13 protein-coding genes and 2 tRNA genes are annotated in these 10,275 nt (G+C 71.5%); 11 read left to right on the forward strand and 4 right to left on the reverse strand.

Translation table 11 applies throughout. From position 1 onward, the window contains the following. Window positions 1–30 precede the first annotated feature (30 nt). From VFJ94_RS09135 to VFJ94_RS09155, 5 genes are all read left to right on the forward strand, one after another. Window positions 31–107, forward strand: a tRNA-Met gene (locus VFJ94_RS09135). A 129-nt stretch (window positions 108–236) separates the two neighbouring features. Continuing rightward, complete coding sequence (gene rpmG, locus VFJ94_RS09140) at window positions 237–407, forward strand: 50S ribosomal protein L33 (protein ID WP_325003888.1); 171 nt, start codon at window positions 237–239, stop codon at window positions 405–407. Between the two features lie 85 nt (window positions 408–492). Beyond that, the gene (locus VFJ94_RS09145; RefSeq protein ID WP_325003889.1) at window positions 493–942 is read left to right on the forward strand and encodes an FAS1-like dehydratase domain-containing protein; all 450 of its coding nucleotides are present in this window, start codon (window positions 493–495) and stop codon (window positions 940–942) included. Next, window positions 939–1,379: a MaoC family dehydratase gene (locus tag VFJ94_RS09150; protein WP_325003890.1), complete on the forward strand. Its 441-nt coding sequence runs from the start codon at window positions 939–941 to the stop codon at window positions 1,377–1,379. The genes VFJ94_RS09145 and VFJ94_RS09150 overlap by 4 nt, the downstream gene beginning before the upstream one ends. Window positions 1,380–1,389: 10 nt before the next feature. Further along, complete coding sequence (locus tag VFJ94_RS09155; protein ID WP_325003891.1) at window positions 1,390–2,475, forward strand: UDP-N-acetylmuramate dehydrogenase; 1,086 nt, start codon at window positions 1,390–1,392, stop codon at window positions 2,473–2,475. Window positions 2,476–2,762: 287 nt separating this feature from the next. Here the strand turns inward: VFJ94_RS09155 and VFJ94_RS09160 are convergent, their stop codons facing one another. The 4 genes from VFJ94_RS09160 to VFJ94_RS09175 are packed head-to-tail and all read right to left on the reverse strand — an operon-like array spanning window position 2,763 to window position 6,279. After that, complete coding sequence (locus tag VFJ94_RS09160) at window positions 2,763–3,431, reverse strand: hypothetical protein (RefSeq protein WP_325003892.1); 669 nt, start codon at window positions 3,429–3,431, stop codon at window positions 2,763–2,765. A gap of 29 nt (window positions 3,432–3,460) precedes the next feature. Continuing rightward, a complete protein-coding gene (locus tag VFJ94_RS09165; RefSeq protein WP_325003893.1) occupies window positions 3,461–4,507 on the reverse strand; it encodes an adenosine deaminase in 1,047 nt (348 codons plus the stop codon). A gap of 12 nt (window positions 4,508–4,519) precedes the next feature. Then, entirely contained in the window at window positions 4,520–5,011 is a 492-nt protein-coding gene (locus VFJ94_RS09170; protein ID WP_325003894.1) for a DUF5709 domain-containing protein, read from the reverse strand. A gap of 23 nt (window positions 5,012–5,034) precedes the next feature. Further along, window positions 5,035–6,279, reverse strand: a complete 1,245-nt coding sequence (locus VFJ94_RS09175; RefSeq protein ID WP_325003895.1) for a pyridoxal phosphate-dependent aminotransferase — start codon at window positions 6,277–6,279, stop codon at window positions 5,035–5,037. A 254-nt stretch (window positions 6,280–6,533) separates the two neighbouring features. On the opposite strand from VFJ94_RS09175, the gene VFJ94_RS09180 reads away from it, so the two are divergent. From VFJ94_RS09180 to rplA, 6 genes are all read left to right on the forward strand, one after another. Beyond that, entirely contained in the window at window positions 6,534–6,920 is a 387-nt protein-coding gene (locus VFJ94_RS09180) for an Hpt domain-containing protein (protein WP_325003896.1), read from the forward strand. A 135-nt stretch (window positions 6,921–7,055) separates the two neighbouring features. After that, window positions 7,056–7,128: transfer RNA gene (locus VFJ94_RS09185), tRNA-Trp, on the forward strand. Window positions 7,129–7,244: 116 nt separating this feature from the next. Continuing rightward, entirely contained in the window at window positions 7,245–7,514 is a 270-nt protein-coding gene (gene secE / locus VFJ94_RS09190; RefSeq protein WP_325003897.1) for a preprotein translocase subunit SecE, read from the forward strand. Window positions 7,515–7,575: 61 nt separating this feature from the next. Beyond that, entirely contained in the window at window positions 7,576–8,469 is an 894-nt protein-coding gene (nusG, locus tag VFJ94_RS09195; protein WP_325003898.1) for a transcription termination/antitermination protein NusG, read from the forward strand. A 184-nt stretch (window positions 8,470–8,653) separates the two neighbouring features. Next, entirely contained in the window at window positions 8,654–9,088 is a 435-nt protein-coding gene (gene rplK, locus VFJ94_RS09200) for a 50S ribosomal protein L11 (RefSeq protein WP_325003899.1), read from the forward strand. A gap of 314 nt (window positions 9,089–9,402) precedes the next feature. Further along, window positions 9,403–10,122, forward strand: a complete 720-nt coding sequence (rplA, locus tag VFJ94_RS09205; protein ID WP_325003900.1) for a 50S ribosomal protein L1 — start codon at window positions 9,403–9,405, stop codon at window positions 10,120–10,122. The last annotated feature ends 153 nt before the right edge of the window (window positions 10,123–10,275 follow it).

Below are 10,275 nucleotides of genomic sequence, written 5' to 3' on the forward strand. Positions count from 1 at the left end.
GGTCGGCCGCTTCACGGCGCCGACGGACGTGGCGGGGTAGCTCAGCTGGTTAGAGCGCACGACTCATAATCGTGAGGTCGCGGGATCGAGCCCCGCTCCCGCTACCACAGTCACGACCCGAGGATTTCGCAACTTCGCGCGTGTCGCGTAGCCTAGGACGTCGCGTGCGCCCCCGGTGGCGGCCCGCCGTCGTCCCGCAGTTTTTTCAGTTCCAGCGTTCCCGAGAGCAGGTTGCCGTGGCCAGCAAGAGCACCGATGTCCGTCCGAAGATCACGATGGCGTGTGTGGACTGCAAGGACCGCAACTACATCACGAAGAAGAACCGTCGCAACAACCCGGACCGTCTCGCGATGAGCAAGTTCTGCCCCAAGTGCGGCAAGCACACGGAGCACCGCGAGACCCGCTGACCTCGGCGAGCCCGCGTTCGACCGCTCCCTCGGCCCAGAGCCGGGGGAGCGGTCTGCGTCTGCGGCGAAGGATAGGGTGCCGCGTATGCCGATCAACGCGCAGTTCCAGGGTCGGGTGTATCCGCCGACCCCGCCCTACATCGTGAGCGCGGCCAAGATCCGCGAGTTCGCCGAGGCAGTCGGCTCGACCGACCTGTCCCACACGGACGCGGAGGTGGCGCGCTCCCGTGGTTATGCCGACGTCATCGCGCCGCCCACCTTCGCGGTGCTCATCGCGCAGCAGTGCGACGCCCAGCTCATCTCCGACCCGGAGGCAGGGATCGACTTCTCCCGGGTCGTGCACGGCGAGCAGAAGTTCGTGCACCACCGGCCGCTCACGGCCGGCGACGCCGTGCTCGGCACGCTCCACGTCGACTCGGTGCGCCAGGCCGGCGGGCACGCGATGGTGACGACCCGGACCGAGCTCACCACCGAGGCGGGCGAGCCCCTGTGCACGGCCACGTCCACCCTCGTCGTCCGGGGGGCAGACGAATGAGCACCCAGCCGCGACCTGTGCGCGCGCTCGCCGACGTGGCGGTCGGGGACGAGCTCCAGGCCGTCACCATCCACGTCGACCGCCCGCGGCTCGTCCAGTACGCCGGCGCGTCGCTGGACCGCAACCGGATCCACTGGGACGAGCGGTTCGCCAAGGAGGTGGGCCTGCCCGACGTCATCGCGCACGGCATGTTCACCATGGGTGCGGCCGTCACGGTCGTCACCGACTGGGTGGGCGACGCGGGTCGGATCGTCGAGTACGGCACCCGGTTCACCAAGCCCGTCGTCGTGCCCTACGACACGGGCGCCGACCTCGAGGTCGGCGGCGTCGTCAAGGCCGTCGACCCGGACACCGGCCGGGTCACGGTCGAGCTCTCCGCGACGTGCGGCGGCGAGAAGGTGCTCGGCCGCGCCGTCGCCGTCGTGCGCCTCGACTGACCGGAGCGACGTGCGAGAGGAACGCGACGTCCCGCTGGCCGCCCTGACGACGATGCGGGTCGGCGGCCCGGCCACCCGCATGGTCACCGCGGAGACGAGCGACGAGCTCGTCGACGCCGTCCGGGAGGTCGACGACGCCGAGGAGCCGCTGCTGCTGCTGTCGGGCGGCTCCAACCTCGTGGTCGCCGACGCGGGGTTCCCCGGCACCGTCGTGCGCGTCGCCACTCGCGGCATCGAGGTCGAGGCCGGCGCCGAGCGCGGGGCCGCGTCGTGCGGTGGCGTGCTCGTGCGCGTGGCCGCCGGTGAGGACTGGGACGCCCTGGTGGCCCGGGCCGTCGCGGAGGGGTGGGCGGGGGTCGAGGCCCTCAGCGGCATACCGGGGCTCACCGGGGCCACTCCGGTCCAGAACGTCGGCGCCTACGGCCAGGAGGTGGCCCAGACCATCGCCTCGGTGCGCACGTGGGACCGGCGTGACCAGCGAGTGCGCACCTTCGCCAACGCGGACTGCCGGTTCACCTACCGCCACTCGCGCTTCAAGGGCACCGACCGTTACGTCGTCCTCGACGTCGTCTTCCAGTTCGAGGCCGCGGACCTGTCCCGACCGGTCGCGTATGCCGACCTCGCCGCCGGTCTCGACGTCGACCTCGGCGCCCGGGTGCCTCTCGCCGATGCCCGGGAGGCGGTGCTTGCGCAGCGGCGCCGCCGCGGCATGGTGCTCGACGCCGACGACCCGGACACGTGGTCCTGCGGGTCCTTCTTCACGAACCCCATCCTCGGCGAGGCGGAGTTCGCGGCGTTCGCAGGCCGCGCTGCCGAGCGGCTTGGCGACGGGATCCGACCCCCGCACTGGCCGGAGCCGGGCGGCCGGGTCAAGACGAGCGCCGCCTGGCTCATCGACAAGGCCGGGTACGGCAAGGGGTTCGGGCTGCCGGCGCCCGCGGCGCTGTCGACCAAGCACACGCTCGCCGTGACCAACCGCGGGGGCGCCACCGCGGCTGACGTCGTGGCCCTCGCACGGCAGGTGCGCGATGGGGTCGAGGACGCCTTCGGCGTCCGCCTCGTCAACGAGCCCGTCCTCGTCGGCCTGGAACTCTAGCCAGCCCTCCTCGTCGAGTGGCCACTTCCGTACACCCCCACCTCGTCGAGTGGCCACTTCGGTACACCCCACCTCGTCGAGTGGCCACTTCGGTACACCCCACCTCGTCGAGTGGCCAGTTTGGTGCGGTCGGGTCGGTACGAAAGTGGCCACTCGACGACGTGGAGGGGGTGCACGAGGCCCCGGCCTGTCGAGTGGCCAGTTTGGTGCGGTCCGGGTCGGTACGAAAGTGGCCACTCGACGGAAGGGGCGGCCGGGGGACCGCCACCGCGCCTGGCCCCGTGACGTCAGGGGGCGATGACGACCGGGAAGGACTGGGCCGGGATGTCGACCGCGGTGTTGGATACCCGGTAGGCCGGTCGGTTGTAGGCGAGCGTGAGGGGGTGCGAGCCCTTGGGCTCCACCTTGAAGACGAGCCAGCCGCGCTTGGTCTCGCCGCGGCCGGCGGTGGCGATGGCGGGCATGCCCAACTTGGCGTATGCCGCCTGGAACTCCTGGGTGGCGGGCGCCGGAGTGGGGTCCGAGCCCTTGAGCGTGAACATGCCCTGCTCGATGGTCGCGGAGTACCGGGCTCCCACCCGCCACTCCATCTCGACCGCCACGAGCTCGACGGTGTCCTGGCCGGCGGGACCGGTGGCCGGCCAGGGGGCGTTGCGCACGACCCGCTTCACGGTCATCCCGTGCCCGAGCGCCGGGTCGTGCAGCTCGACGCTGGTAGCCAGGGTCGTCGGCGCCGGGGTGGACGTGCTCGTGGCCGAGCCCGTGGTGGACGCGGCGCCCTCGGTGCCGGCCGCCGAGGGGGCCGGCGCGTCGCCTGTGCAGGCTGCGAGGGCGAGCAGAGGAACCACGCCGGACAGCAGGGCCAGCTGTCGCAGCCGTCGCGGTCGTCTCAGCCGTCGGAGCGTGGGCGCGGAAGGGGTGGGCGGGGCGTCGACAGCCGGGAGGGAGATGTCCATATCGCCTCCAGCATGGCCAACGCAGGGGATCAGGGGCAAACTCGGCCCGCGTCGGCGCCGTCCGCGAGCCAGGCGTCGACGCCGGCGAGGGCGGCCGTGCGGACGTCCGCCGGGGCCCGGCTGGCCCGCAGCGAGCCCCGGGCGAGTTCGGCCAGCTCGGCGTCGTCGAGGCCGAGGTCGCGGGCCGCGGCATACTGGCTGGCGAGTCGGGAGCCGAAGAGCAGGGGGTCGTCCGCGCCGAGGGCCACCGTGACGCCGGCGTCGAGGATCCGCCGCAGCGGCACCTGCTCCGGACGGGCGACGACCCCGAGCGCCACGTTGCTCCCCGGGCAGACCTCGAGCGCCACCCCGGCCTCGGCGACGGCGTCGAGCACCTGGGGGTCCTCGACGGCGCGGATCCCGTGCCCGATGCGGTCCGGCTCGAGGAACTGCAGGGTCTCCATCACCGACTGGGCCCCCAGCAGCTCGCCGCCATGCGGGACGAGGGCGAGCCCCGCCCGCCGGGCGATGCGGAAGGCGGGCGCGAAGTCGGCCGTGCTGCCCCGCCGCTCGTCGTTGGACAGGCCGAAGCCGACGACCGCCCCGGGCCCTTCCCCGGCATACCGCGCCGCGAGCCTGGCCAGCGTGCGCGCCTCGAGCGGGTGGCGCATCCGGCTGGCCGCGACGACGACGCCGACCCCGGTGGCCCGGCCGGCGGAGACGGCCCCCGCCTCGTCGAGGACGATCTCGAGGACCGGGGTGATGCCCCCGGCGAAGGGCGCATACGAGGTGGGGTCGATCTGGAGCTCGAGCCACCGCGAGCCCTCGGCGGCGTCGTCGAGAGCGGCCTCCCGGACGATGCGCCGCAGGTCGTCCTCGCCGCGCACGCAGGCGCGCGCGGCGTCGTAGAGGCGCTGGAACCGGAACCAGCCCCGTTCGTCCGTGCCGTGCAGGCTCGGCGGCCACCCGTCGAGGAGGGCGCCGGGGAGGCGGATGCCGTGACGGTCGGCCAGCTCGCGCAGGGTGGCGAGGCGCATCGAGCCGGTGAAATGGAGGTGGAGGTGCGCCTTGGGCAGCACCTCCACCTCGCGGGTCATCCGGTCGGTCTCTCAGTCCTCGATGATGTGCATCGCGGCCTCCTCGGCCGACGCGGCCGCACCGTCGATGCCGACGTCGCGGGCCACGACCTCCTTGTCCTGGTCCTCGTGGGCGCCCTCGTCCGGCGCGACGAGCCGCCCCGCGCGGCGGTCGCCGACCTCGGCGTCGCCGAGCCAGTCGTCCTCGGCGCTGATCGCGTCGGGGTCGTCGCCGCCCACGAGGTCCTCGTCGAGGCCGCTCTCGTTGTCCGGGGCGCCGTAGGCGCTGTTGGGGTCGGGCTCCTCCTGGAGGATCCGCTGGTCGATCGTCTCGTCGAGCGACTGCTCGTATGCCGTCGTGCCGAACGCGTCGACCCCGGCGGGGCGGTCGTTGGCGGCGTAACCCCGGTCGAGCTCGTCCTCGACGTCGTCGCCGACCAGCGTGTCCTCCGGCTGCAACTGGTCCTCGTCGTCCAGGCTGTAGCTGGTGAGGTCGTCGTCGAGGTTCTCGTTGAACTCGCTCATGGGTTCCTCTCCTCGTCTGCCGCTCAGCGGGCCTCGCCGAGCAGCTTCTGGATGCGGCCGACGCCCTCGGCCAGGTCTTCGTCGCCCAGCGCGTACGACAGCCGGAGATACCCACTCGGGCCGAAGGCCTCACCTGGCACGACCGCGACCTCGGCCTCGTCGAGGATGAGCCCGGCGAGCTCCGCCGACGTCGTGGGCACGCGGCCGCGGATCTGCTTGCCGAGCACCCCCCTGACAGACGGGTAGACGTAGAAGGCACCCTGCGGCGTGGGGCACTGCACGCCCGGGATGTCGTTGAGCATGCCCACCATGGCGCGGCGGCGTCGGTCGAAGGCGACGCGCATCTCCTGCACCGCGGAGAGGTCCTCGGTGAGCGCCACGACGGCCGCCCGCTGGCTGACGTTGCAGACGTTGCTGGTCAGGTGCGACTGCAGGTTGGTCGCCGCCTTGATGACGTCCCGCGGACCGATCATCCAGCCGACCCGCCATCCCGTCATGGCGTACGTCTTGGCCACGCCGTTGAGCACGATGCACGTGTCCGCCAGGGCCGGCACCTCGACCGGCATCGACACCGAGCGCGCGCCGTCGTAGGTCAGGTGCTCGTAGATCTCGTCGGTGACGACCCAGATGCCGTGGGCCAGGGCCCACTCGCCGATGGCCCGGATCTGCTCAGGCGGGTAGACGGAGCCCGTCGGGTTGGACGGCGAGCAGAAGAGCAGCACCTTGGTCCGGTCGGTGCGGGCCGCCTCCAGCTGCTCGACCGTGACGAGGTAGTCCTGCGTCTCGTCGGCGAACACCTCGACCGGCACGCCGCCCGCCAGCTTGACCGCCTCGGGGTAGGTCGTCCAGTAGGGCGCCGGGAGCAGCACCTCGTCGCCCGGGTCGACGATGGCGGCAAAGGCCTGGTAGACCGCCTGCTTGCCACCGTTGGTGACGAGGACGTGCTCGGGCGCCACCTCGTAGTCGGAGTCGCGCCGCGTCTTGGCGACGATGGCCGCCTTGAGCTCCGGCAGGCCACCGGCCGGCGTGTACCGGTGGTTGACCGGGTTGCGGGCCGCCTCGACGGCGGCCTCGACGATGTAGCCGGGTGTGGGGAAGTCGGGCTCGCCGGCCCCGAACCCGATGACGGGCCGGCCCTGCGCCTTGAGCGCCTTGGCCTTGGCGTCGACGGCGAGGGTGGCGCTCTCGGCGATGGCGCCGATGCGCCCGGACACCCGCGGACGCGCCGTCGACGCCGGGTGTGAGTCGGAGGTCTCGTTCTCGGTCACGTCGTCATGGTGTCACGACTGTCTGCGCCCGGGGCACCCGAGGTCGTATGCCGCCGAGCCGTGCCGTTGCGGGAGGCCGGCAACCGCCCGAGGTCCGGCATAATCGACCAATGGGTCGCAACCAGCCCGTTGGGCGTGATGACCTCGTGAGCGGCCCCTCCGTCGTGGACCGGCCGGAGCATCGCGCCGCCAGGGCACCCGCCTGCCCGTCATCGCGATGACGGCTGCGGCCATGGCCGGTGGTAAGGAGGAGAATGTCTGAGAGCGGAGACGGACCGGTGACGCAGGACGAGCCGGATGGTGCCCTCGACTGGCAGGCGCTCCAGGCCCTCCGCGAGGAGCTGGAGGATCCCGGCGACACCTTCCTGCGCCGGCTCGTCGCCGGGTTCGAGGAGCACTCGGCCGAGGCGGTCGCGGCGATGCACGACGCCGCGCGTCGCGGAGACCGCCAAGGGCTCCGGCTCGCGGCGCACTCCCTCAAGGGCAGCAGCGCCCAGCTCGGCGGCACCCGGCTCCCCGCGATGTGCGCGCAGCTGGAGCACGACGACTCGCCGCCGGACGAGCTGAGCCGTCGGATCCACCTCGCCGACGCCGAGCTCGGCCGGCTGCGCGCCGAGCTCCGCCGGTTCCTGGTGACATGAGCAGGCGGCGCGGCGGGCGGCATACGGGCCGGTTCGCCACAGCCGAGCCCAGCCCGTATGATCTCTACTCGGACGGTCCGCGCTGGCCATGCTGACGCATGCCGTCCCGCCGGGGCCTCCAGCCGGTCCGGGTGAAGGGCAATAGCTCAATTGGTAGAGCACTGGTCTCCAAAACCAGCGGTTGGGGGTTCGAGTCCCTCTTGCCCTGCGCATCAGGCGCGACGCCGAGACGGCGTCCGCCGTCGGAGGGCGAAGGAAGGCAGGCGGCTCCGGCGCGAAGGTGCCGGGCTGCCGCCGACGAGCCAGAGGCAGAAAGTAGGAATCGTGACCGAGACGAGCGCCAGGCGCGAGTCCGACCGGACCGGGAGGGCCCGGCGCGGCAACCCGGTGTCGCGGTTCTTCGGCGCGGTCGGCCTCTTCGTGCGGCAGATCCTCGACGAGCTGCGCAAGGTGGTCCGCCCGACGGGCCCCGAGCTCGTCCGCTACACGACGGTCGTCGTCGTGTTCGTCATGATCATGATGGCGCTCGTCTCCGGGCTGGACTTCGGCCTGAGCAAGCTCATCTCGTGGGCCCTGACCGGCAAGACCATCTAGGCCCACGGGAGTATCCCTCCGGTCCTGCGGGTCCGGACCACGGCAAGGAAGTAGGTCAAGCGTGTCCGACGAGTTCGCCCCCCGGGGCGCAGTGAGCACCGAGCGCGAGGGTGCCGACGTCACCACGGACGCCGACGTCGACGACCTCGACGTCACCACGGACGCCGACGTCGACCTCGACGTCACCACCGACGGCGACATCGAGCGCGTCGGCGACGTCGACGGTGCCGGCGACATCGAGAGTGCCGGCGACGTCGCGAGTGCCGGGGACGTCGACGGTGCCGGCGACGTGCAGGCCGCGGCGACCCCCACCGCTGCGGGCCACGAGCCGGCGGCGGACATCGACCCGGTCGCGGCGTTCAAGTCCGAGCTGCGCTCGAAGCCCGGCGACTGGTATGTCATCCACTCCTACGCCGGCTACGAGAACCGGGTGAAGAGCAATCTCGAGACCCGCATCTCGACGCTCAACATGGAGGACTACATCTTCGAGATCGAGGTCCCCATGGAAGAGGTCACCGAGATCAAGAACGGCCAGAAGAAGCTGGTGCGCCGGGTCCGGATGCCCGGCTACGTCCTCGTCCGGATGGACCTGACGGACGAGAGCTGGGGGGCGGTGCGGCATACGCCCGGGGTCACCGGCTTCGTCGGCAACGCGCACCAGCCGGTGCCGCTGTCCGTCGACGAGGTGTTCACCATGCTGGCACCCACCCTCGAGCCCGCGGCCGGCGGTGCGGCGGCGAGCGGTGCCGCCGCGGCGTCCACGGCACCGCGGGACGTGCGCGTGGTCGACTTCGAGGTCGGCGAGTCCGTGACCGTCATGGAGGGCCCGTTCGAGACCCTGCCGGCCACCATCTCGGAGATCAACATCGAGTCCCAGAAGCTCAAGGTGCTCGTCTCCATCTTCGGCCGGGAGACCCCGGTCGAGCTCTCCTTCGGGCAGGTCGCCAAGATCTGAACCCGCCCTCGGGGGCTCACGGCCGCTGCCGGCCTGCGCCCCCGAGCACCCCCGAAAGCTCGCGTGGTTCGCCTGCGCGTCAGCAAGTACAACAAAAGACCGCCAGAAACGCTTCGCGTCCCTGGCAGTGCAACCGGGTCATCGCCCACGGCGTCGGCCCACCACCACCAGAAGGCAAGGAATCATGCCCCCCAAGAAGAAGAAGGCCACCGGCTTCATCAAGCTGCAGATCAACGCGGGTCAGGCCACCCCGGCGCCGCCGGTCGGCCCCGCCCTCGGTCAGCACGGTGTCAACATCATGGAGTTCGTCAAGGCGTACAACGCCGCGACGGAGAGCCAGCGTGGCAACGTCATCCCCGTCGAGATCACCGTCTACGAGGACCGCTCGTTCACCTTCGTGACGAAGACGCCCCCGGCCGCGGAGCTGATCAAGAAGGCCGCGGGCGTGGCGAAGGGCTCCGGTGAGCCGCACAAGACCAAGGTCGCCAAGCTCTCCCGTGACCAGGTGCTCGAGATCGCCCGTCAGAAGATGGAAGACCTCAACGCCAACGACGAGCAGATGGCGGCACGCATCATCGCCGGCACGGCCCGGTCCATGGGCATCGACACGGAGCTCTGACGAACCTGCAGCGCAGGTTGGGGGCCGAGCTTGCGAGGCACCCGGCCGAAGCGGAAGGTGAGGAAGGGCGACAGTTAGGCACGGAGCTCTGACGAACCTGCAGCGCAGGTTGGGGGCCGAGCTTGCGAGGCACCCGGCCGAAGCGGAAGGTGAGGAAGAGCGACCGAGGGTTGGGAGCTCTGACGAACCTGCAGCGCAGGTTGGGGGCCGAGCTTGCGAGGCACCCGGCCGAGCGGCATACCGTATGCCGTTCCCGACGTGGGAGGACCAGCGCTGGTCCGCACCACGACTCCACCACCACCTAGGAGCAGAACATGAAGCGCAGCAAGAACTACCGCGCCGCAGCCGAGGCGATCACCCCCGGCAAGGTCTACCCGCCGCTCGAGGCGGTCCGCGTCGCCAAGCAGATCGCCAAGGCGAAGTATGACGAGACCGTCGAGGTCGCCCTGCGGCTCGGGGTCGACCCCCGCAAGGCCGACCAGGCCGTCCGTGGCACCGTCAACCTCCCGCACGGCACCGGCAAGACCGCCCGGGTGCTCGTGTTCGCCGGCGGTGACCGGGCCGAGGCCGCGCGCGAGGCGGGCGCGGACTACGTCGGATCCGACGATCTCATCGAGCGCATCAGCGGCGGCTGGCTCGACTTCGACGCCGTCGTCGCGACGCCGGACATGATGGGCAAGGTCGGCCGGCTCGGCAAGGTCCTCGGCCCCCGCGGCCTCATGCCCAACCCGAAGACCGGCACGGTGACGATGGATGTCGCCAAGGCCGTCACCGACATCAAGGGTGGCAAGATCGAGTTCCGCGTCGACAAGCACGCCAACCTGCACTTCATCATCGGCAAGGTCTCCTTCGACGAGAAGCGCCTCGTCGAGAACTACGCCGCGGCGCTCGACGAGATCCAGCGCCTGAAGCCGTCCGCGTCGAAGGGCCGCTACATCGAGAAGGCGACCCTCTCGACGACGATGGGCCCCGGCATCCCGCTCGACTTCACCAAGACGCGCAACCTGCTCGTCGAGGAGGGCGCGGAGGCCTGATTCCCGGCATACCGCGCTGGAGAGCCCGCCACCCCCGGGGGTGGCGGGCTCTCGTGCGTGTGGTGCTCTCCTGCGCGTGACTGTGCTCGCCTCCGGTCGAGTGGCCAGTTCCGTACCGGGCCCGCCGCCGCGTCCCCCTTTCCGGTCGAGTGG

Source organism: Intrasporangium sp. (assembly GCF_035688975.1).
Classification (GTDB): domain Bacteria; phylum Actinomycetota; class Actinomycetes; order Actinomycetales; family Dermatophilaceae; genus CALMNV01.

Bases quoted from the DNA above. Each gene is read 5' to 3' on its own strand.
- VFJ94_RS09145 (WP_325003889.1), top strand. From the start codon at position 493: ATGCCGATCAACGCGCAGTTCCAGGGTCGGGTGTATCCGCCGACCCCG.
- VFJ94_RS09150 (WP_325003890.1), top strand. From the start codon at position 939: ATGAGCACCCAGCCGCGACCTGTGCGCGCGCTCGCCGACGTGGCGGTC.
- VFJ94_RS09160 (WP_325003892.1), bottom strand. From the start codon at position 3,431: ATGGACATCTCCCTCCCGGCTGTCGACGCCCCGCCCACCCCTTCCGCG.
- VFJ94_RS09165 (WP_325003893.1), bottom strand. From the start codon at position 4,507: ATGACCCGCGAGGTGGAGGTGCTGCCCAAGGCGCACCTCCACCTCCAT.
- VFJ94_RS09170 (WP_325003894.1), bottom strand. From the start codon at position 5,011: ATGAGCGAGTTCAACGAGAACCTCGACGACGACCTCACCAGCTACAGC.
- VFJ94_RS09180 (WP_325003896.1), top strand. From the start codon at position 6,534: ATGTCTGAGAGCGGAGACGGACCGGTGACGCAGGACGAGCCGGATGGT.
- rplK (WP_325003899.1), top strand. From the start codon at position 8,654: ATGCCCCCCAAGAAGAAGAAGGCCACCGGCTTCATCAAGCTGCAGATC.
- rplA (WP_325003900.1), top strand. From the start codon at position 9,403: ATGAAGCGCAGCAAGAACTACCGCGCCGCAGCCGAGGCGATCACCCCC.